Consider the following 21,811-nt stretch of genomic DNA (forward strand, 5'->3'; position numbering starts at 1 on the left):
ACATGACACTGAGGGGACTACTGGCGACGACGGTGGCGCTCACATTCGCCGGTCAGGCGCTGGCGCAGGATTTTAACGATCCGGCCGAATTCAAGAAGCAGCGCGAGCAGCTTTCCATGACGCCGCAGGGGCCGGAAGGCCAGCCCTGGGCGCAGCATCTTGGCGACGGCATGGTCGATACGGCCAAGTACAAGAAGGACGGGCAGGTAACGCTCTGCTTCTCCAACGCCGGCGTCTTCAACCCCTGGCGCGTGGTCGGCCTCAACAACCTCAACGCCGAGGCCGAGCTGCACAAGGACCGCCTCAAGGAGCTGGTCGTCGTCGACGCGGAGGGCAAGGACGACAAGCAGATCTCCGACATCGAGGCGCTGGTCAGCGGCGGCAAGTGCGATGCACTGATCGTCTCGCCGAACACGACGGCGGCGCTGACGCCGGCCGTCGAGGCGGCCTGCGACAAGCTTCCGGTCATCGTCTTCGACCGCGGCGTCAACACGTCCTGCCCGGTCACCTACATTCACCCGGTCGGCGGCTACGGCTTCGGCATCACCTCGGGCGAGTTCATCGCCAGCAAGCTGAAGAAGGGCGACAACGTGCTTGCGCTGCGCATCATGCCCGGCGTCGACGTGTTGGAAACCCGCTACTCGGCCGCCAAGAACATCTTCGACGAGGCCGGCATCAACGTTGTCGGCTCGGAATTCACCGGAAGCGACCGGGCGAAGACCAAGTCCGTCGTCGAGGACTACATCAACCGCGGCGAGAAGATCGATGCGGTCTGGATGGACGCCGGCGATACGGCGACAGCCGCGCTCGAAGCCTTCGAGGATGCAGGCCTGCCCTATCCGGTCATCAGTGGCGAGGACCAGCAGGACTTCCTGCGCAAGTGGCAATCGGAAAAGCTGACGGCGATCGGCCCGTCCTATCCGACCTACCAGTGGCGCACGGCCGTCATCGCTGCGCTCGACGTGCTCGAGGGCAAGCAAGTTCCCGGTCCTGAATGGGTGCTGCCGCAACCGGCGATAACCGAGGACGTACTCGCCGAATATATCGATGATCGCATGCCACCGCTGCATTACAGCCTCTGCGGTTGCCAGGAGCTGCCCGGATACCCCGAACTTTGGGGTGGCAAGAAATAGCTTTGTTACATTGAAGGGGGCCATGTTTGCCCCCTCCATCACAAGTGACAGTCGCCATGCGGCGCGCCCCGTAGCGCCATGTTGACCTTTGGGAACACAAGCAGCTTTTCCGGCCATACCCTGGTATTGACGTCCCCACGGCCGTCAGCCGCGCGGTAGGAGCCGGCCGCAATGTCGGTTGCCCTGGCCTGTCGGCATGGGGTGGGCGGCGCAAGACAATTGATATTCGTGGTCAACGACGACGCCGTTACCGCAGCCGATGAGATAGGAAAGCGGCGTGCTGTTGTCGAAGAACTCCAGCAGGTTTAGTCTGTATCTTCTGATGACGTTAGCGAGGCCATTGCCTGAGTGGGATTCCCATGCGCGCCAAGGATGTCATGACAGTGCAGGTTGTCCGACTGTCCCCTGACAACAGTGTCAGGCAGGCCGCCAGGATCATGCTCGACCATCATGTCAGCGGGCTTCCGGTCGTCGATGACGAGGGGAAACTCGTTGGCGTTCTCAGCGAAGGCGATCTGATCCGGCGGACGGAGCTGTGCAGCGGTATGGTCGCGTCGCCGGGGGACCTGACGCTTGCGCCGGATGCGCGAGCGAGCGCGTTTGTCCAGAGGTCCTCGTGGCGGGTCGGCGATGCCATGACGGCGGATCCGGTCACGATCGACGAGGATGCGTCTGTCTCGCGTGCCGCAAGGCTCATGCAGGAACACGGCATCAAGCGGATTCCGGTCGTGCGTAACGGAGAGCTCGTCGGCATCGTCAGCCGTGCCGACCTTCTGCAGGTCATCCTGGCTGCAAAGCCGGATGAGACGCTGGCGGACGATGAAGCGATCCGGCGAAGCATCGTCGCGCGCCTTGGGGAAAACACGGGTCTTGAGAGCCTGGACATCACCGTCGCGGTCACAGGCGGGGTCGTGCATTTGTGGGGCGTCGTGGAGACGGCCGATTGCCGGCGTGCCGCGCGCATCCTTGCCGAGAACGTGCACGGTGTCAGAGGCGTCGTGGAGCATTTTCCGGATCCGTCTCCGCAGTAGCATTCGAAGATCGGCACTCCCGTGGTGATGCCGGCTCGCAGTTGATGCATGAGAGAGGAACCGAGAATGGCACAAACCATGAGGGTCGCCGTCGTTCGACAGTTCCGCATGCCGCTCGTCGTTAAGGACTATCCGTACCCGCTCCTGGACCGGACGCGCATCATGGTGCACGGGTCGATCGTGGGCACGCGGCAGGACCTGGAGCGATCGCTGCAGTTCGCCGCGGAGGGCAGCAGGCCAGGTCGACGGCCGTATCGTCATGAGGCTGCAGTAGCCTGCGGAGCGGACAATCGTAACGACCTTATCATTCCAATCATTTTGTTCGGGAGGATCGGATGGCATCGCGCGAAACGCCAGCGGCAGGGGACGCGGGAACCGGTAACACGCGTGCACCGGAGCCGCTGCCGACGGATGAGCTTCGATTGATGGACGCCTATTGGCGGGCGTCGAATTACCTGTCGGTCGGGCAGATCTACCTGCTCGACAATCCGCTGCTGCGCGAGCCCTTGAAGCGGGAGCACGTCAAGCCCCGGCTGCTCGGCCACTGGGGCACGTCGCCGGGCCTGAACATGCTGTACGTGCACCTCAACCGCGTCATCAGGCGCGACGATCTCGACATGATCTACGTGATCGGCCCGGGGCACGGCGGACCTTCGCTGGTCGCACACGCCTATCTGGAGGGCACCTACAGCGAGTTCTATCCCAACATCAGCCAGGATACGGAGGGCATGCAGCGACTGTTCAAGCAGTTCAGCTTTCCCGGCGGTATCCCGAGCCACGTGGCGCCCGAGACGCCCGGCAGCATTCATGAGGGTGGAGAACTTGGCTATGCCTTGAGCCACGCCTATGGCGCCGCCTTCGACAATCCCGATCTCATCGTCGCCTGCGTCGTCGGCGACGGCGAGGCGGAGACCGGGCCGCTTGCGACGGGATGGCAGGGCAACAAGTTCCTCAACCCCGCCCGCGACGGCGCCGTGCTGCCGATCCTGCACCTGAACGGCTACAAGATCGCAAATCCCTGTTTCCTCGCCCGCATCCCGAAGGACGAGCTGCAGAAATTCTTCGAGGGCATGGGCTACAGGCCCCATTTCGTCGAGGGGCACGAACCGGAAGACGTCCACCGGCAACTGGCCGCGGCAATGGACGCGGCGACGGCCGAGATCAGGGACATCTGGAAGGACGCCCGCGAGAACGGCAACCTCAAGCGCCCCGCCTGGCCGATGATCGTCTTCCGCACACCGAAGGGCTGGACCTGCCCGGAAGAGATCGACGGCAAGAAATGCGAGGGCTACTGGCGCGCGCACCAGGTGCCGATGGGCGAGATGGACAAGCCCGGGCACATCCGCATCCTCGAAGGCTGGATGAAGAGCTATCGCCCCGAGGAACTCTTCGACGAGGGCGGCGCGCTCAGGCCGGAGCTGGCAGCCCTTGCCCCCGCCGGGCGACGGCGCATGAGCGACAATCCGCATGCCAACGGCGGTCTGCTGCTGCGCGATCTCAAGCTCCCCGACTTCCGCAAATATGGGGTCAACGTTCCAAGCCCCGGCGCGACCACGGCGGAGTCGGCGCGGGTGATGGGAGCCTTCCTGCGCGACGTGATGAAGGAGAACATGGGCGACAGGAACTTCCGCCTGTTCAGCCCGGACGAAAACAATTCCAATCGCTGGCAGGACGTGCTCGAAGTCACCGACCGCTGCTACATGGCCGAGATCTATCCCGAGGACGACCACCTCTCGCCGGATGGGCGCATCATGGAGGTCTTGAGTGAACATCAGTGCCAGGGATGGCTCGAGGGCTATCTCCTGACGGGCCGGCACGGCTTCTTCTCTTGCTACGAAGCCTTCATCCACATCATCGATTCCATGTTCAACCAGCATGCCAAGTGGCTGAAGGTGTGCAACGAGATCCCTTGGCGCAGGCCTGTCGCCTCGCTCAACTACTTCCTCTCCTCGCATGTCTGGCGACAGGACCATAACGGCTTCAGCCACCAGGATCCCGGCTTCATCGACCACGTGGTCAACAAGAAGGCCGAAGTCGTCCGCGTCTACCTGCCGCCGGATGCCAACACGCTGCTCTCGGTCACCGACCATTGCCTGCGCAGCCGCAACTATGTGAACGTTGTGGTCGCCGGAAAGCAGCCGGCGCCGCAGTGGCTGACCATGCCGGAGGCGGTCCGTCATTGCGCCATGGGCATCGGCATCTGGGAATGGGCGAGCAACGACCGGGGCAGCGAGCCTGATGTCGTCATGGCTTGCTGCGGTGACGTCCCCACCCTCGAGACGCTGGCCGCTGTCCAGTTGCTGCGGGAGCACCTCCCGGAAATCAAGGTTCGCGTCATCAACGTCGTCAACCTGATGAAGCTGCAGCCGGAAAGGGAGCATCCGCACGGGCTTTCGGATCGCGATTTCGACGGGCTTTTCACGACGGACAAACCGATCATCTTCGCCTTTCACGGGTATCCCTGGCTGATCCACCGGCTGACCTATCGCAGGACGAACCACAGGAACCTGCACGTCCGCGGCTACAAGGAGGAAGGCACCACGACGACGCCGTTCGACATGGTGGTGCTGAACGAGCTGGATCGCTTCCATCTCGTCGGCGACGTCATCGACCGGTTGCCGCAACTCGGCGCCCGCGCCGCCTATTTCAAGCAGGCGATACAGGCCAAGCTGATCGAGCATCGCGAGTATATCGAGAAGCACGGCGACGACATGCCGGCGATCAGCGGGTGGAAATGGGGCGCCAAGGGCGGAGACAAAACGAGGGCAGCGACGTCCACGGAGGGTGACAACACCTAGCCATGGAAGAGATGCTCTCGACCGATCCCGAACTGAACCGGATGCCGACCGATGAGGATCTGGCACGGCTGCAGTTCACCACGCTGCTCTACTACCTGCATTGTACCAACCCCGACAACGGCCTCGTGCGCGACAAGACGGCCTCCGACGCGCCCGCAAGCATTGCCGCGGTCGGCATGGCGCTCGCCACGATCCCGGTGCTGGTCGAGCGGGGGATCATCATCCGCAAGTTCGCCGCGAAGATTGCGCGCCGGCGCCTGAAATTCCTGCTGGAGTGCCCGCAGGGGCCGGAACCGGATACGTCCGGCTACAAGGGGTTCTTCTACCATTTCCTCGATATCGAGACGGGCCGACGGGTCTGGAACTGCGAGTTGTCGACGATCGATTCCGCCTTCCTCTTCGCCGGCGCGTTGACGGTCGCCGCCTATTTCGACGGCGACGATGCGGAAGAGGCGGAGATCCGCCGTCTCGCCAACGCGCTCTACGAGCGGGCGGACTGGAATTGGGCCTGCGACAACGGCCTGACGCTGACCCATGGCTGGCGGCCGGAGAACGGCTTCATTCCCTATCGCTGGCGCGGCTATGACGAGGGGCTGCTGCTCTACATTCTCGGTCTCGGCTCGCCCACCCATCCGCTGCCGGCCGAATCCTATGCCGCCTATACCGAGAGCTACGACTGGCGAAACATCTATGGCCGCGAACTGCTCTATTCGGGGCCGCTGTTCACCCACCAGCTTTCGCACATGTGGATCGACTTCCGCGGCATTCGCGACGACTTCATGCGCGAGCACAACAGCGACTATTTCAGGAACAGCCGGCACGCGACCTTCGTCCAGCAGGAATATGCGATCCGCAACCCGCTCGGCTTTGCCGGCTATGGCGAGCACTGCTGGGGGTTCACCGCCAGCGACGGACCGGGCTGGATCAAGCGAACCATCGACGGCACGGAACGGGAGTTCTTCGACTACATTGCCCGCGGCGCTCCCTTCGGGCCGGACGACGGGACCGTGTCGCCCTGGGTGGTCATCGCCTCGCTGCCGTTCGCGCCGGAGATCGTCATTCCGACCGTCTGGAACTTTGCCCGCATGAACCTCGGCATGTCGCGGCTCTACGGCTTCAAGCCGTCCTTCAACCGGTCGTTTCCGCTTGAGGGCACCGAGACAGGCTGGTGGGTCAGTCCGTGCCACTTCGGCATCGACCAGGGCCCGGTCGTCCTGATGATCGAGAACTACCGGACAGGTCTCCTGTGGGAGATCATGCGCCGCTGCGAGCCGATCGTGGTGGGGCTCAGGCGCGCCGGGTTCGAGGGCGGATGGCTATAGCCGGACGGTGCCGCCCGGCTGAATACAGCCCCTCGAAATTGTCCACGACCCGTCCTCAGTTGGCCAAGTCGCCGCATCTGGCGTCGCAATCTCACCCTCACCGCATGGGCGATGATCCCGGCAGGAAAGCGGTGGAGTTTGTCGCGGGCGGAAGACGTGGCTTCATTCCTCCCGGTAGACTATCGTCCCGATCCCGTACCAGACGGAATGCGACGCTACCGTGCCCCGTCCGATGTGTAACCACGGGCCCGCCTGCCCAAGCCGTGAGGACATGTGTTATATCAGATGCAGGGCGGCCGTAGGCCCTTCGTGTCCGGCAGGAGCAGCCGATGATGTCCGTATGGTCTCACCGTCCCGGGTTCTCGCACCTCGGGCTGTTTTTTGCAGCCTATGTCCTCGGCTGCGGATTCGCCGATGCGCTTGCAATCGTTCCCGGAATAACGGTGTCCATCTGGCCGCCGGCAGGGGTGTTCGTCGCGACGCTGATCCTCACTTCGCCCTACACCTGGCCGTGGTGGATGCTGTCCGGCTGCCTTGCAGAGATGTTCGCGCAGATCGTATGGTTCCATAGCCCGCCGCTCGTGGGTCTTCTCATCTACGTTGGCAATGCGCTCTGTGCCGCAGTCGGGGCGACGCTCGTGAACCTGGCCTGCCGCCGGCCGCTCCGGATGGAGACCCTGCGGGACGTTCTGGCCTTCGTTGGACTTGGCGCGGGCGTCGCGCCATTGGCCAGCGCGACGGTGGGAAGTGCTGCGCTTGCGTGGTTCGGGGTCGCGGACCAGACGTTTACGGAAGTATGGCCGCTCTTCTGGATCGGAGACGCCACCGGCATCCTTCTCGTCGGCCCGGTGTCGCTGATGGTGATCCAGCAATGGCGCGGCGGGATCAGGCTCTCTGCCGCGGGGTGGACGGAAGCCGGACTCCTGGGGCTTGTCTTTCTCGCCGTTGCCGCGCTGTCCCTGAGTACGGACTACCTGGCCTCCGCCTATATCATCATGCCGCCGCTTCTCTGGGCTGCCGTGCGCTTCGAGTTCAAGGGCGTGGCCGTCGCCCTGACCCTCCTTGCCCTGATCACGATGGCGCTCACGATCTCCGGCGGCAGCCATTTTGTCGGCGATCCCGCGACCCAGCGGGAAAAGCAGGTCATGTTGCAGCTCTTTCTGGCGATCTCGGCCTTCTCCTCCCTTATCGTGGCCGCCATATCCCGACAGAACCAGCAAGCGCTGCTCGCGCTGGGCGAGCGCGAGCGGGAACTCTCACAACTCGTGGACATGGTTCCTGTCCATATCCGGCGCATGACGGCTGAAGGGGAGCCGATCTTCTTCAACAAGCGCCTGCTGGACTTCTTTGGCGTGGATGGCCTGAACCAATTGGACCAGCAGGGAGAAAGCCGGCTCGCGGTGGCCATCCAGACGTTCGTTCACGCCGACGACGCTGCCGGACTGCTCGCAACGGCCCGCCATTCCTTTGCCACCGGCGAGCCTTTCGCCTGGCGGTACCGCATGCGCCGTGCCGATGGCGCGTACCGATGGGTCGATGGCCGGGGCGAGCCGTTGCGGGATCAAAACGGCGCGATCGTGCAATGGTACGTGATATCCATCGACATCGATGACGAGATGCGCGCACAGGAAGCACTGCGCAACCGGGAGCGCGAACTGTCGCAGCTTGTCGACATGGTCCCGAGCCTGCTCTGGCGACTGTCTCCGAAGGGGGAGCCGACCTTCTTCAGCAAGCGGCTGGTCGCGTTCTGCGGCCGGGACGTCGGCGACTTCGACGGTGCGGGTACCGGTCGGCTGTCGGCCGCCATAGAGACCCTGTTCCATCCGGAAGACATCGGCAGGCTGGAGGAGACGCTCAAACACTCGCTTGTCACCGGCGAAGGCTTCAATCTCCTTTACCGCATGCGCCGGGCGGATGGTGTCTATCGCTGGATGTCCGGCCGCGCCGAGCCGCTGAGGGATGACGGCGGAGACATCATTCAGTGGTTTGGGCTCTCGCACGACATCGATGACCAGGTTCGTGTCGAGGAAGAGCTGCATCTGGCGCGGGAGAGCCTTGCAAGAGCGACCCAGGCCGCGAGCCTTGCCGAGCTTTCCGCGGCGATCGCCCATGAAGTGAACCAACCGCTTGCCGCGATCGTCGCCAATTCCAGCGCGTGCCAGGGTTGGCTAGCAGCGGCGCCTCCAAATCTCGAACGCGCCCGGAAAACGGTGGAGCGCATCATCGAGAACGCGAACTCGGCGAGCGACGTCGTGCGCCACATCCGTGCCTTGTTCAAGCCTTCGGTGGAGACGAGGACGAGCACGACGATCGAGAGCGTCATCGGCGGTGCGCGGAACCTCATGGCCGAGGAAGCCGCACGGCGACGCATCCGCATGAAGATCGACGTGGAAAGCGACCTTCCGCCGGTCTCGCTCGATCGCGTCCAGATCCAGCAGGTTCTCGTCAATCTCATCCGCAACGGCATGGATGCGATGGATTCCGTCACGGATGACAGGGTCCTGGGGGTGCGCGCCCACTACCCGGGGGACGCGATCCGGATCGAGATCAGCGATCGTGGCAGAGGGGTCGAGTTTTCCGAGAAGATCTTCGAGCCATTCTTCACCACGAAGGAACACGGCATGGGCATGGGGCTCGCGATATGCCGGTCGATCGTGGAATCGCATGGCGGGCGATTGTGGCTTGAGAACAACGAGCAGGAGGGGGCGACATTCACCTTCACGCTGCCTGTCGGGGCGGAGACGGGATGATGAGATCCCGGATCTCGGGTATGCACAACGCCTGGCCAAATGCGAAAGGACAAGAATACGCGGCGACGGCTCAACGTGCCGTCGCGCGCGGTGGCATCATCGGATCGGGCTGACCAGCGGTCAGTAGTCCCAGAACACCGGCACCCAGCGAAAGGCATTGCCCTCGACGGCCACCCGACCGACGGACGGGAACGGCAGGTGGGTGGCAATCAACAGATCGCCGCTTGCCGCCAATTCCCGCAGAAGGCGGATCCGGACTCGCGCCGCTTCCTCGGGGTCGTGTTCGAAGCCGTTGTGCCAGTCGGGCTGGTCGAACCCGACCGCGAACACGGCGTCGCCGGCGAATGTCAGGCCTTCTCCGCCGGACGACACGCGGACCACGCTGTGCCCGGGGGTGTGGCCGCCGGTCCTTCGGGCGACGACGCCTGATGCTACTTCCTGCTCCTCCCCGAACAGGCGAAGGTGGCTACGGTATTCATTGGTGAAGCGCTTGGCGGTGGCGCGCAGCGCGTCCGGGAACCCCGGCGGCATGGCGGTGTGGGAGAAATCGGGAGCCTCCCAGAATTTCACTTCGGCGGCCGCCACGTGGATCCGCAAGTCCGGGCGAATCCGGTCCTTCACCCCGTCGACGAGCAGCCCGCCGATGTGGTCCATATGCAAGTGCGTCAGCACCACGTCGGTGACGGTCGCAAGGTCGATGCCGGCGGCCTCCAGTCGCCTGACCAGTTGCCCGGCACGCGGCAGGTTCAAGTCCGGGTCCAGCCCCAGGCCGGCGTCGAGAAGGATGGTCTGTTCGCCGCTGCGAACCACCACGGCATTCAGCGGCCAGTCGAGGGCGTCCGGCGGCAGGAACATGTCGTCCAGCCATGCTGCGCGTACGGCCGGCTCGGCATTGTGTGCCAACATCTCGGTCGGGAGCGGCAGCACTCCGTCGCTGATGACAAGCACATCGATCTCGCCCACCTGCAACGCATAGCGCGACGGAACGAGCTCGTCGCGTCCCGGTTTCCCCGAGCCTGGCATGCTCCGGGGACTGATGTCTGTCTGCTGGCTGGTCGGCGACGACTTCCTCATTTCTGCCTGTGGCATGTTGCTCTCCTGTTTCGCTTGGTAGAGACGTGTGGTCACGAGCCACGCCGGGACTGTATGGGCAAGCGTACCTGCGTTGAACCTAAACGGTCGTTGGGCTTGATTGCCCTGCTTTCGCCGCTGGCGAGACCATGTCCCGCGCATCCAGCGAAGCCTTGACCGGCCAAGGGCCGGCCATCGGCCTGCACGTCTCTAAACCTTCGTTTGGGGAGCAACCGCCCATCCACGATGGTAATTTCCGAACGCCCTGTTTGAAGGAGGTCGAAATGCAGACGTCAAGACACATCGTTTATGGAATGGTCGGGTTCAATGTGCTGCTTGCGGCCTGGCTCTCGCTCCACATGCTCTATGACCCGGAAGGCTGGTACTATTTCGTTCCGGGCGTCACGGACACCGGCATGTTCAATCAGCATTTCGTTCGAGACATCGGCATCATCCAGGGGTTCGTCGCGCTTGCCTTTGCGATCGGACTTTGGAAGCCGCATCGCCGATTGGAACTGTGGGGAGCGGCGACCCTCTGGCTGATTGCGCATGGTGCCTTCCATCTGTGGGAAGTCGCGGTCGGCATCTGCTCGCCATCCGTGATCATGCGCGACTTCCCGGCCGTGAGCCTTCCGGCGATCTTCGGGATCACCGCGACCATCTGGGCATACAGGCAGGCGGTGCAGGTGCCGACCCGCCGGGAAGCGGAAGAACTGCCGGCGTAGGTGCTAAGTGCGGTGAACGGCAAGCGCCGGATCACCGCCAGCCGGGGCAGCCGCCCGACTTCGCCTGCCTCCGCTGCAAAAGGTAAACTCCCGTATAGGTTCCGCGTTTGCGGCAAGTCTGTACGCTTTCAAGTCTTTCATCGGAATTCGTTCGCGGGGGATGAGCTTTTGTCCATGCGAGGCGGCGGCTGCGCATATGTGCACGAAGGGCGCAAGATGACTTGCAGCGACACCAGATTGCTCGAGGATGCCAAATCGGAGCAGGTATGGGATATTGCCGACTATTGCCGGCAGGCGGGCATATGCCGGGCCGAGGAAGAGCGCCTGATCCGGATACTCGGAAGATACGCATCAAGGCACGAGCTGCAGATGAACATCGTCCGCGGACCGTCGCGGGCTCGCTAGCCGCCGTCATTGCCAAATGAAATCATTCTGTCGGTTGAAGCAGGCTGGCTCCTTGCGCGGGCGGCCCGGCCCCTTGCTTTGGCTGGGATGCGTCGACCGGTCAGGCATCCGATCTTGAACCGCTTCCCGAGCTCACCGCCTCTAACCTTCGTATAGCTGTCCTGAGGCCGGGGAAAAATCCAGAACAACCATGCGTTCACTGCCGGTGGCGATTTCTACGGGCAGGAGCGTCTCTCGCCGATGTCCGCCCGAGCGGTCACTCCCAAGGCGAGATGTGAATTTTCTGTGGTTGCGACGTAAGGCCGTTCGGGCGTCAGGAACGCCCGCATGCGACGGCCGTTGGAGATCGTAATGGTTGGACTACCGCGCAAGGAAGCATTCGAACCCCTCGGCGACAGAGACGATGCGGAGGCGGTCGACGAGCCGACGGCTCCCGCGACCGCTCCCGCTCCCCGACGGAAATCCGCCCTCAGGAAGGGCGTCCTGTCCTTGGCGCTGGTTGCCGGTGCGGGGTATGGCTTTCACTTCGGCCATCACTACTGGACAGTCGGTCGGTTCATCGAGACGACCGACAATGCCTACGTGAAGGCGGACTACACGACCGTCGCGCCCAAGGTTGCGGGTTACGTCAAGGACGTGCTCGTCGACGACAACGAGGTGGTAAAGGCGGGGCAGGTGCTTGCGCGGATCGACGATCGCGACTTCCAGGTTGTCCTGAGCCAGGCGCTGGCCGAATTGAAGGCTTCGGAAGCCGCGATCACAAACATCGACGCACAGATCGCGCTGCAACAGTCGGTCATCGGGCAGGCGGAGGCTTCGGTGGATGCCTCGAACGCCTCGCTCGTCTTTGCGAAGTCCGAGGCGAAACGGGACACACAGCTGAGCAGCACCGGGGCGGGCACACAGTCACGTGCCGAACAAAGCCGGTCCCTCATGGATCAGGCGATCGCCGCAGTTCAACGCGACCAGGCTGCTCTGATCGCTGCGCAAGACAAGGTGCCCGTGCTCAGGAGCCAGCGTGATCATGCGGCCGCTCAACGGGACAGGGCCGCCGCAGCCGTTCAACAGGCCGAACTGAACCTTTCCTACACGAATATCGTCGCGGCCGTCGACGGCACACTCGGCGCACGTTCGATCCGCGTCGGGCAGTATGTCACCGCCGGCACGCAGTTGATGGCGGTCGTGCCCCTCCATTCGGTCTATGTCGTCGCCAATTTCAAGGAAACGCAACTGACCTACGTCCGGCCGGGGCAGCCCGTGAACATCGAGGTCGACGGTTTTCCGGAGCTGGAAGTGAAGGGGCACGTGGACAGCGTGTCGCCCGCGAGCGGCCTTGAGTTCTCGCTGCTGCCTCCCGACAACGCGACGGGCAACTTCACGAAGATCGTCCAGCGCATTCCCGTGAAGATCATTATCGATGACGAAGCCCGGGCAGCCCAGCTTCGATCCGGAATGTCCGTCGTACCGAAAATCAACACGAGGATCGCCCGGATTTCGGAACAGGAATGACGGCATCTGGCGGATCTGCGCCTTCCCCCGACCACCTGGACAGCACAGCAAAGGTTCCGCGCCTGCGGAAGACGCATGATGATTACTCATAAACTCGTTGCCGCCAACGGACAGCATCCGCCTCGTGCCGAGGCGCTCGCGTCGGGAAACGGCATGAGTGCCGCCCGGATGTGGTGCGCCGTCGTCGGATCGACCCTGGGCGCGTTCATGGCGGTCCTCAACATTCAGATCGTCAACGCGTCTCTCGCCGATATTCAGGGGGCGATCGGTGCCGGCAAGGACGACGGCGGCTGGATTTCGACCTCCTATCTCATCGCGGAAATCGTGGTCATTCCGCTTAGCGGCTGGCTCTCGCAGGTGTTCTCGGTCCGGAAATACCTGCTGGCGAACGCCATCCTGTTTCTGGTGTTCTCGATCGCCTGCGCCTTTGCGACAAACCTGGAACAGATGATCGTTCTGCGTGCGATCCAGGGCTTTGCCGGCGGGGTTCTCATACCCATGGCCTTCACGATCATCATCACCCTGCTGCCAAAATCGAAACAGCCGATCGGACTGGCACTCTTCGCGCTCTCGGCGACGTTCGCTCCCGCCATCGGACCGACCATCGGTGGCTATCTGACAGAGAATTACGGCTGGGAATTCATCTTCTACGTGAACCTGATCCCCGGCCTGTTGATGGTCGGGCTGCTCTGGATTTCGCTCGACAAGGCTCCGATGAACCTGGCCTTGCTTGCAAAAGGCGACTGGGCCGGGATCGCCACCCTGGCGATCGGCCTTGCGTGCCTGCAGACGGTGCTGGAGGAGGGGAACAAGGAGGACTGGTTCGGATCGGAACACATCCTTCACCTTTTCATCGTCGCCGTGATTTCCCTGACGCTGTTCCTGGTCATCGAGTTCAGAATAGAGAACCCGCTGTTGAATCTCAGGCTTCTCGCCCGACGCAACTTCGCCTTCGGCATTCTGGCCAACACATTGCTCGGGATCGCCCTATACGGATCGGCGTTCGTGCTGCCCATCTATCTGGCACGCATCCAGGGCTACAATTCCGAGCAGATCGGCATGGTGCTTGCCTGGACCGGCATCCCGCAACTGGTCCTCATCCCGCTTGTTCCGAAGCTCATGAAACTTGTCGATGTTCGCATCATCATCGCCCTGGGCTTCGCCTTGTTCGCCGCCTCGAACTTCATGAACGTCAACATCACCGGCGACTATGCGGCTGACCAGCTTTTCTGGCCCAACGTCATCCGCGCCATCGGGCAGGCCCTTGTCTTCGCCCCGCTTTCGGTTGTCGCGACGGCGGGGATCGAACAGGAGAACGCAGGCTCCGCGTCCGCGCTCTTCAACATGATGCGCAACCTCGGCGGCGCGGTCGGAATTGCCCTGCTCCAGACGCTGCTGACGAAACGGGAGCAGTTCCATTCGAACATCCTGACCAATTCGATCAGCCTTTTCGACGAGGCAACGCGAGATCGCATCGCCAGGCTGACGTCGTACTTCATGGAACAGGGTGTGAGCGATCCGGCCGTCGCTGCGCACAAGGCCGTCGTGGCCATCGCGTCCGGCGTCCGCAAGCAGGCGGACATCATGGCATTCAGCGATGCGTTCTTTCTGCTCGGGGCCGGTCTCGTCGTCGCCTTGTTCGCAACGCTCCTCCTGAAGAAGCCTGACGGCCAGATGGCGGGTGGCGGTGCACATTGATCGGCCTGCTCGAGGACGCAACAGCATGGCGCCGCAAGCCTGCCTGTCGCCAGGGCCTGCGGCGCTCAAGAATTCGAACAATCGCGGGGTCTCAATCCGACGTCTGACGCCTGCGAAGGCGTTCGGCGAAGTTCGCATCCAGATGGCCCACCCCGACAGGCAGGAGCTTTTCCAGACCGTCTTGAAGCTCGTTTGCGTCAAGCGCGCCTTTACCGTCAGGATCGAGCTTCGCCCAGTGCGCGTTGCTGCGCGCGCTGTCGAATTCCTGATCATTCATTTCGGCCAGCCGCTTCTGGCCGTCCATGTACTCGTCTTTCGTCACCTTGCCGTCCTTGTTGGCATCCGACCAATCAAGCTGCTGCTTGCTCATCCGGACGTAGAAGTCGTCGATCCGTTGAGTGTCAGAGCGAACCGAGGGCGTCTTCGCAGGCGGCGGCGACAAGACGCCAAGTCCTTCTTCGGCGGTCGATGGAGCCTTTCGTGTCCGCGGGGTCATCAGGCTAAGAATGGAACTCTCGATCTTCATGAAATCTCCTCGGCTTTGCGTGGATGGATCAGCTTTTCTGCAACTCAGAATATTGTCACTCGGGAGAATCTCTCCCTTGTCGACAACCGATCCGTGTCCTTCGCCACCGATCGCGTCAACGCATACCAACGTTGGCCTAGCAGACAGCGCCGGTTCGGTTGCTTAGTGGGCTTTGGGCCTTGCGACGCAAAGGCTGGATATGTCGCGTTGCGCGACAGAGCACAGCGGGTTCTCGACCTGAATGCGGCGGAAAGCCGGATTGCCAACAGAGATAGGCGCTTTCTCCCTTACCGCAGCGAGGTCCTGCACAGGAGACGAACATGAACAAAGCAATACCAATCGTGATCGCGTTGGCGGCACTGGGCGTTGCCGGCTGGAAATACGACGTGCTCGCGAGCCTGGGCATTGCGCGCAACGTTGACGAGGAGATGGTCCTCTACGGCAATATCGACATCCGCCAGGTCTCGCTCGCGTTCCGCGTCGACGGTCGCATTATGGAAGCCATGGTCGACGAGGGTGATGTGATCAAGCGAGGCGACCTTCTGGCCCGGCTCGACAAGGATACCTACGAGCACGCGGTGATTTCAGGGGAGGCGAATGTCGCGGCACTGCGGGCAACGCACGAGAAGCTGGTCGCCGGTCCACGGCAGACCGAGATCGCGCAGGCGCGGGCCACGCATGAGGCCAGCGTCGCCGACCTCGAGAAGGCCCGGCTTGCCTATGACCGAGCGCATCTGCTGCGGGAGCGCGGAACGATTTCCGAGGCCGGGGTGGATGAGGCGATCGCAGCGAGGGCCATGGCCGCAGCACGCTCGGACATGACGAAGGAGGCGCTTGCCTTCCTGGTGGAGGGAAGCCGTTCGGAGGACATCGCGACGGCGGCTGCACAGGTGAAGGTGGCAGAGGCGGCGCTGCTGACCGCACGCACTTCGCTGTCCGACACCGAACTGCGTGCGCCGAACGACGGCGTGATCCTTTCCCGGATCAAGGAGCCCGGCGCGATCGTGTCGTCATCCGACCCTGTTTACGTCCTGTCGCTGACGGCTCCCGTATGGGTTCGCAGCTATATCGGCGAGGTCGATCTCGGACGGATTTATCCCGGGATGAGGGTCAAGGTCGCATCCGATACGCACCCCGGCAAAAGCTACGACGGAACGATCGGCTTCATATCACCGGTTGCGGAGTTCACGCCGAAATCCGTCGAAACGCCCGAGCTTCGCACCGATCTCGTCTATCGGATTCGTGTCGTCATCGGTGCTCCGGGCCAGGATCTCCGCCAGGGAATGCCAGTGACATTGCGCTTCCCGGACATGGAGGCGGCAGGGAAATGAACGTCGCAGCCGAACACGTCGCGACAGCCGAATTCGTCCGCCTGGACGATGTGACCAAGCGCTTCGGGCCGGGAAAGCCGGCGCTGGACCAGGTCTCGGGCATCATCCGTGGCGGCGAGATCACGGGACTTGTCGGCCCCGACGGCGCCGGCAAGACGACGCTGATCCGCCTGATGACCGGGCTGATGTCCCCCGATGGGGGCACGGTCGATGTCCTCGGCTTCAGCACCCGCGACCGGGCAGCCGATATCCAGGCAGCCATCGGCTACATGCCGCAGCGCTTCGGTCTCTACGAAGACCTTTCCGTATTGGAGAACCTCGAGCTCTATGCGGACCTGCGGGGACTTCCGAAGCCCGACCGGGCTGGGATCTTCGACGAGCTCCTCACCTTCACCGACCTGAAGCGCTTTTCGGCCCGCCTATCCGGAAAGCTGTCCGGAGGCATGAAGCAGAAGCTTGGTCTTGCCTGCGCGCTTCTGAAGAAGCCGCGGTTGCTGCTTCTCGACGAACCCGGCGTCGGCGTCGATCCCATCTCCCGGCGCGATCTCTGGAAGATGGTCGAAGTGCTGATCAAGGAGGGCGTCGGCGTCGTCTGGTCGACTGCCTATCTCGACGAGGCCGAGGCCTGCGATCGCGTTCTCCTGCTGAACGAGGGCAAGCTCATGTTCTCGGGCAGGCCGCAGGAGCTGACCGACCGGGTGAAGGAGCGGGTCTACCGGGTGACCGGTGTCGCCGGGCGAAGACGCTCGACATTGGCGAAGCTTCTCGATGAGGACGGCATCGTCGACGGCGGGATCCAGGGGGAGGCGATCAGGCTGGTGACGACGCCGGGTCGCGAGGCCCGGTTTGCGGCGAGCGGCGAAGCGAACGTCAGTGCCACCGATCCGCGCTTCGAGGATGCCTTCGTGGACATGCTGGGCGGAGGGCCGGGCGGACGCTCCAGGCTCGCGGAGGCGCAGGCGTCCATGGCGTCCAGACAGGAAGGCCCCGTCATCGAGGCGAAAGGGCTGGTCAAGCGCTTCGGCGATTTCACCGCTGCCGACAACATCACCTTCGACATTCCCGGCGGCGAGATCTTTGGGCTGCTCGGGCCGAACGGCGCCGGCAAGTCGACGACGTTCAAGATGCTCTGCGGCCTGTTGAAGCCGACGGAAGGCGAGGGGCGTGTGGCGGGCTTCGATCTCCGCCGTGATGCCGCCGAGGCACGCAACCGGCTCGGCTACATGGCGCAGAAGTTCTCGCTCTACGGCGACCTGAGCGTCCGGCAGAACCTGCAATTCTTCGCTGGCGTCTACGGCCTCACGGGCAGCAGGAAGCGCGAGCGCATCGAGCTGATGACGTCGATCTTCGATTTCGGGCCGCGGCTGTCGATGTCGGCCAAGGATCTCCCGCTCGGCCTGAAGCAGCGGCTGGCGCTCGCCTGTGCGGTGATGCACGAACCGCAGGCGCTGTTTCTCGACGAGCCTACCTCCGGCGTCGATCCGATCACGAGGCGCGAATTCTGGACGCATATCAACGGCCTGGTGGAAAAGGGCGTGACCGTGCTCGTCACGACGCATTTCATGGACGAGGCCGAATACTGCGATCGCATCTCGCTGATCTATCGCGGCAAATCGATCGCGCTCGGCTCTCCCGACGAGCTCAAGGCCAGCGTCGTCACGGAGGAGAACCCCGATCCGACGATGGAGGACGCCTTCATCGCGCTCGTCCAGGGCTCGGACCAGGAGGGGGTCAGATGACGGATCCCGGGAACAGCTCAAGAATTGGCGGCCGCGGCGTTCGGTTTCTGGCGCTCGTTCGCAAGGAGAGCCTTCAGGTCGCCCGCGATCCCAGCAGCATCCTGATCGCCTTCGTGCTGCCGCTGATCCTGCTTTTCCTGTTCGGCTACGGCATTTCGCTGGACACGAAGGAAACCCGCGTCGGCGTCGTCATCGAGGATGTGACCCCCGTCACCAGCGACCTCGCGGCGAGCTTTCAGGCCTCGCGCTATTTCTCGGTCACGACCGGACGTGACCGCCGCGAGTTCGAGGAGGACCTAGTCCTTGCGAATATTCGCGGCATCATCGTTATCCCCGCGGATTTCATGGACAGATACACGTCCGGAAACCATCCCCAGGTGCAGGTGATCGTCGACGGGTCCGATCCCAACACGGCGAACTTCGTGCAGAGCTATGTCCAGGGCGCGGTGGCGACGTGGCAGCAGCTCCGGCAGTCGGAGACGGCTGCGACGGGAGCGCCGATCTGGGTCGAACAGCGCTTTTGGTTCAATCCGGAGCTGACGAGCCGTTCCTTCCTCGTTCCCGGGTCGATCGCCATCATCATGACGCTCGTCGGGACGCTGCTGACGTCGCTGGTCGTCGCCCGCGAGTGGGAGCGCGGCACGATGGAGGCGATCATGGCGACGCCGGTCACGGCCATCGAGCTTCTCGCCGGCAAGGTCCTTCCCTATTTCATCCTCGCGCTCGCCTCGATGACGCTTTGCGTGCTGCTCGCCGTCTTCGTGTTCGGCGTCCCGTTCCGCGGTTCAGTGGCAGCGCTCTACGTGCTCTCCGCCGTCTTCCTCGTTCCGGCGCTCGGGCAGGGGCTGCTGATCTCGGCGGCGACCAAGAACCAGTTCCTGGCTTCGCAGATGGCGCTGATCACGGCTTTTCTCCCGTCTTTTCTGCTGTCCGGATTTCTGTTCGAGATCAATTCGATGCCGCAGGTCATCCAGTGGATCACCTTCGTGGTGCCGACGCGCTACCTGATCCCCTGCCTGCAGAGCGTCTTCCTCGCCGGCGACATCTGGCCGATGTTCCTGCGCTCCATCGCAGCGATGTTCCTGATCGGCTTCGTCTTCTTCATGCTCGCCGCCCGCAGCACGCGCAAAAGGATTGCCTGAGATGTGGTGGTCGAGATTGCTGGCCCTCGTACTGAAGGAACTGCTGACGGTGCTTCGCGACCCGAAGGGCCGGACCATCCTGATCGGTCCGCCGATCGTGCAGCTTGTGGTCTTCTCGTATGCCGCAACGCTCGAAGTCCGCAACGTCGACGTCATGCTGCTCAACCGGGATGCGGGACATTGGGGCGAGGAACTCGTCGCACGCATCGATGGCTCGCCTCGGTTCCGGCATGTCAGCCTCACGGACAATCCGCAGGAGGCACGGGCCGCGATCGACCGCCAGCGGGTGACCGCCGCGATCACGATCGGCCCGGACTTCTCCCGTAATATCGAGGCCGGCAGGCCGGCGGACCTGCAGATCCTGCTGGATGGGCGTCGGTCGAACGCGGCCCAGATCGTCTCCGGCTATATCTCCCAGATCGTCAGGGGATTGGGCGTCGAGACGCCGGCGGGCAGGCGGAAGGTGACGACGGCGATCGAAGTCGTCCCGCGCTACTGGTTCAACCCCAACCTGATCTACCAGTGGTTCATGGTGCCGAACCTGATCGCGAACATCGCGCTTCTGATCGGGCTCATCGTGACCGCGCTGTCGATCGCCCGGGAGCGCGAGCTCGGCACGTTCGACCAGTTGATGGTGTCGCCGCTCCGCACGCATGAGATCGTGATCGGCAAGCTCACGCCACCGATGCTGATCGGCCTGTTCCACATGACCGTCTACGTGCTTGCGGCGGTCTTCGTCTTCGAGGTTCCCCTGCGCGGGTCTCTCGTCCTGCTTTACGCGAGTGCGCTCTTCTATCTCGCCTCGATTGCGGGGGTGGGGCTCTTCATCTCGGCGATGTCTATGACGCAGCAGCAGGCGATCCTCGGCGCGTTTCTCTTTCTTGTCCCCGCGACGCTCCTGTCCGGCTTCGCGACGCCGATCGAGAATATGCCGTCGTGGCTGCAGCCGATCACCGCCGTCAATCCGCTGCGGTATTTTCTCGTCGTCGTGAAAGGCATCTTCCTCAAGGATATTCCTGCATCCGAGGTGCTGAGGCAGACGATACCGCTGTTGATCATCGCGATCGTCACGCTTTCGGCCGCCTCCTGGCTCTTCCGGCGTCGCCTCGAGTGAGCCCGGCCCTGGCCGCAACGACGGACCGAAGAACGCCAATACCCAGCCTGGGCGTTGTTCTAAACAGTCAGTTCGAGAACTATCATGAAGAACGCTCGTCGCCGCAACAGCCAAACGCCAGCAGCGGACCGCGAAAGCAGTGCCGGTGCCCCGGTCGCCCCCCGGGTTTACCGGGAATTGAAGGCGAGCGAAGCACGCTATCGCAACCTCATCGACAACGTGCCGTTGCCGCTCTGGCAGGTCGATGCCCGAAGCATGACAAGGCTTGTCGACGAACAGGGGCTTTTCGCCGGCGGCCCCAGGAGCGACTGCGGGCGCACATCGGACCTTCTCGCACTCGTCAACAATTCGGTGGTCGTGACCGGCGTCAATGAGAGTGCTACCGAACTCCTGCGCGCGGCGGACAGTGAAGACCTTCTGGGACCTGTCGGGTACCTGTTCGCCGCCAGTCCGGATACTGCCGCGCGCATCGTGGAGGCCCGCTTTGCCGAGCGGCGCAATCACGTCGAGGAAATGAAGCTCCGCGCCTTCGATGGCCAGCTTCTCGATGTCCTGCTCTTTGCGACATTTCCGCAAACGCCCGACTGCGCCGATCTCGCCCTGATCATGATGGTCGACGTGACGGCGCAACGGAAGACCGAGCAGCAGCTTCAGAAGGTCCAGGCAGACCTTGCCCATGCGTCGCGCGTCTCGGCCCTTGGCGAGCTCGTCGCCACCATCGCACACGAGGTGCGGCAGCCGCTCTCGGTGATCGCGACCGATGCGGACACCGCAACGCGATGGCTGGACCGGGCAGAGCCAAACCTGCCCAAGGCGAGAGAGCTCATGACCAGGCTTGCGGAGAACGCGCACCGTGCCAGCAGAGTGATCGGCCGCATCCAGGACATGACGGCCAAACGTGATCCGGTGCGAGTGCCGGCGGATCTCAATGCAATCGTCGAAGAGACGATCGCCTTCATTTCGACCGAAGCCCGCCTCCATGCAGTCGTCCTTTCCCAGCAGTTGCAGGAGGGCTTGCCAGCCGTCATGGGTGACCGCATCCAGCTTCAGCAGGTCGTCGTGAACCTGTTGCTGAACAGCATCCAGGCCATTGCGGCCGCCGGCGCGGAGAGGCGGGAAATCGTGGTCGGGACATCCGACGGCGCCGGCGACACGATCTCGCTCAGTGTGCACGACACGGGAGGAGGGATCGCACCCGAACACCTGGAACGGATCTTCGACGGATTCTTCTCGACGAAGGTGGACGGCATCGGGATCGGCCTGGCCATATGCCGGTCGATCGTGGCCGAGCATGAAGGAACCATCCGAGTCTATAATACGGAAGGCGAGGGGGCTCGCTTCGTCGTGTCACTTCCCATCCGCCCGGGTACCTGATCGGCAGGGAAGGGCAAACCTTCGTATGATGGTTTGCGACGCTCTTGTTGACTATCCTTCGTCCATGCGCGGCCGCACCGGAGCCTGCAACCGTCGGACTGGGTTGCCGGAGCGAAACGGCAGCGCCGTATCTTCCCGCCGCC

Annotated in this window: 17 protein-coding genes and 1 pseudogene; 16 read left to right on the plus strand and 2 right to left on the minus strand. The window is 63.2% G+C overall.

Annotation, left to right across the window (positions count from 1 at the left end):
• Positions 1-2: 2 nt before the first annotated feature.
• From OCK02_RS23545 to OCK02_RS23570, 7 genes and pseudogenes are all read left to right on the plus strand, one after another.
• Positions 3-1,133, plus strand: coding sequence for a substrate-binding domain-containing protein (locus tag OCK02_RS23545; protein ID WP_263815131.1), 1,131 nt, complete (start codon positions 3-5; stop codon positions 1,131-1,133).
• 171 nt (positions 1,134-1,304) lie between these two features.
• The gene (locus OCK02_RS23550; RefSeq protein ID WP_263815132.1) at positions 1,305-1,442 is read left to right on the plus strand and encodes a hypothetical protein; all 138 of its coding nucleotides are present in this window, start codon (positions 1,305-1,307) and stop codon (positions 1,440-1,442) included.
• 50 nt (positions 1,443-1,492) lie between these two features.
• Entirely contained in the window at positions 1,493-2,164 is a 672-nt protein-coding gene (locus OCK02_RS23555; RefSeq protein WP_263815133.1) for a CBS domain-containing protein, read from the plus strand.
• 156 nt (positions 2,165-2,320) lie between these two features.
• Positions 2,321-2,438: pseudogene (locus OCK02_RS26275) on the plus strand (zinc-dependent alcohol dehydrogenase); the annotation flags it as partial.
• A gap of 61 nt (positions 2,439-2,499) precedes the next feature.
• Positions 2,500-4,962, plus strand: coding sequence for a phosphoketolase (locus tag OCK02_RS23560; RefSeq protein ID WP_263815134.1), 2,463 nt, complete (start codon positions 2,500-2,502; stop codon positions 4,960-4,962).
• A 2-nt stretch (positions 4,963-4,964) separates the two neighbouring features.
• Positions 4,965-6,284 carry a glucoamylase family protein gene (locus tag OCK02_RS23565; protein WP_263815135.1) on the plus strand — a complete coding sequence of 440 codons (1,320 nt, stop codon included), beginning with the start codon at positions 4,965-4,967 and terminating at the stop codon, positions 6,282-6,284.
• A 329-nt stretch (positions 6,285-6,613) separates the two neighbouring features.
• Positions 6,614-9,034, plus strand: a complete 2,421-nt coding sequence (locus OCK02_RS23570; RefSeq protein ID WP_263815136.1) for an MASE1 domain-containing protein — start codon at positions 6,614-6,616, stop codon at positions 9,032-9,034.
• 120 nt (positions 9,035-9,154) lie between these two features.
• Here OCK02_RS23570 and OCK02_RS23575 read toward each other — a convergent pair whose 3' ends face one another.
• Positions 9,155-10,057 (minus strand): MBL fold metallo-hydrolase, encoded by a 903-nt coding sequence (locus tag OCK02_RS23575; protein WP_263815171.1) that lies wholly within the window; start codon positions 10,055-10,057, stop codon positions 9,155-9,157.
• A gap of 197 nt (positions 10,058-10,254) precedes the next feature.
• Here OCK02_RS23575 and OCK02_RS23580 point away from each other — a divergent pair, with 197 nt between their 5' ends.
• From OCK02_RS23580 to OCK02_RS23590, 4 genes are all read left to right on the plus strand, one after another.
• On the plus strand, positions 10,255-10,830 hold the full coding sequence (locus OCK02_RS23580) for a hypothetical protein (protein ID WP_263815137.1): 576 nt from the start codon (positions 10,255-10,257) through the stop codon (positions 10,828-10,830).
• A gap of 216 nt (positions 10,831-11,046) precedes the next feature.
• Positions 11,047-11,235 (plus strand): hypothetical protein, encoded by a 189-nt coding sequence (locus tag OCK02_RS26280; RefSeq protein WP_412178911.1) that lies wholly within the window; start codon positions 11,047-11,049, stop codon positions 11,233-11,235.
• A gap of 351 nt (positions 11,236-11,586) precedes the next feature.
• Positions 11,587-12,744 (plus strand): HlyD family secretion protein, encoded by a 1,158-nt coding sequence (locus OCK02_RS23585; protein WP_263815172.1) that lies wholly within the window; start codon positions 11,587-11,589, stop codon positions 12,742-12,744.
• A 78-nt stretch (positions 12,745-12,822) separates the two neighbouring features.
• Positions 12,823-14,442, plus strand: coding sequence for an MDR family MFS transporter (locus OCK02_RS23590; protein WP_263815173.1), 1,620 nt, complete (start codon positions 12,823-12,825; stop codon positions 14,440-14,442).
• Positions 14,443-14,533: 91 nt separating this feature from the next.
• Here the strand turns inward: OCK02_RS23590 and OCK02_RS23595 are convergent, their stop codons facing one another.
• A complete protein-coding gene (locus OCK02_RS23595; RefSeq protein WP_263815138.1) occupies positions 14,534-14,968 on the minus strand; it encodes an EF-hand domain-containing protein in 435 nt (144 codons plus the stop codon).
• Between the two features lie 320 nt (positions 14,969-15,288).
• On the opposite strand from OCK02_RS23595, the gene hlyD reads away from it, so the two are divergent.
• The 5 genes from hlyD (at position 15,289) to OCK02_RS23620 (ending at position 21,668) form a co-directional block, all read left to right on the plus strand.
• A complete protein-coding gene (hlyD, locus tag OCK02_RS23600; protein ID WP_263815139.1) occupies positions 15,289-16,299 on the plus strand; it encodes a secretion protein HlyD in 1,011 nt (336 codons plus the stop codon).
• Positions 16,296-18,038: an ATP-binding cassette domain-containing protein gene (locus OCK02_RS23605; RefSeq protein WP_263815140.1), complete on the plus strand. Its 1,743-nt coding sequence runs from the start codon at positions 16,296-16,298 to the stop codon at positions 18,036-18,038. The genes hlyD and OCK02_RS23605 overlap by 4 nt, the downstream gene beginning before the upstream one ends.
• The gene (locus tag OCK02_RS23610; protein WP_263815141.1) at positions 18,035-19,180 is read left to right on the plus strand and encodes an ABC transporter permease; all 1,146 of its coding nucleotides are present in this window, start codon (positions 18,035-18,037) and stop codon (positions 19,178-19,180) included. Before OCK02_RS23605 ends, OCK02_RS23610 begins: the two co-directional genes overlap by 4 nt.
• Before the next feature lies 1 nt (position 19,181).
• Positions 19,182-20,294: an ABC transporter permease gene (locus tag OCK02_RS23615; protein ID WP_263815142.1), complete on the plus strand. Its 1,113-nt coding sequence runs from the start codon at positions 19,182-19,184 to the stop codon at positions 20,292-20,294.
• 84 nt (positions 20,295-20,378) lie between these two features.
• The gene (locus OCK02_RS23620) at positions 20,379-21,668 is read left to right on the plus strand and encodes a sensor histidine kinase (protein ID WP_263815143.1); all 1,290 of its coding nucleotides are present in this window, start codon (positions 20,379-20,381) and stop codon (positions 21,666-21,668) included.
• The last annotated feature ends 143 nt before the right edge of the window (positions 21,669-21,811 follow it).

The sequence above is a fragment of the Rhizobium sp. TRM96647 genome, from assembly GCF_025780115.1.
In the GTDB taxonomy this organism is placed as follows: Bacteria; Pseudomonadota; Alphaproteobacteria; order Rhizobiales; family Rhizobiaceae; genus Mycoplana.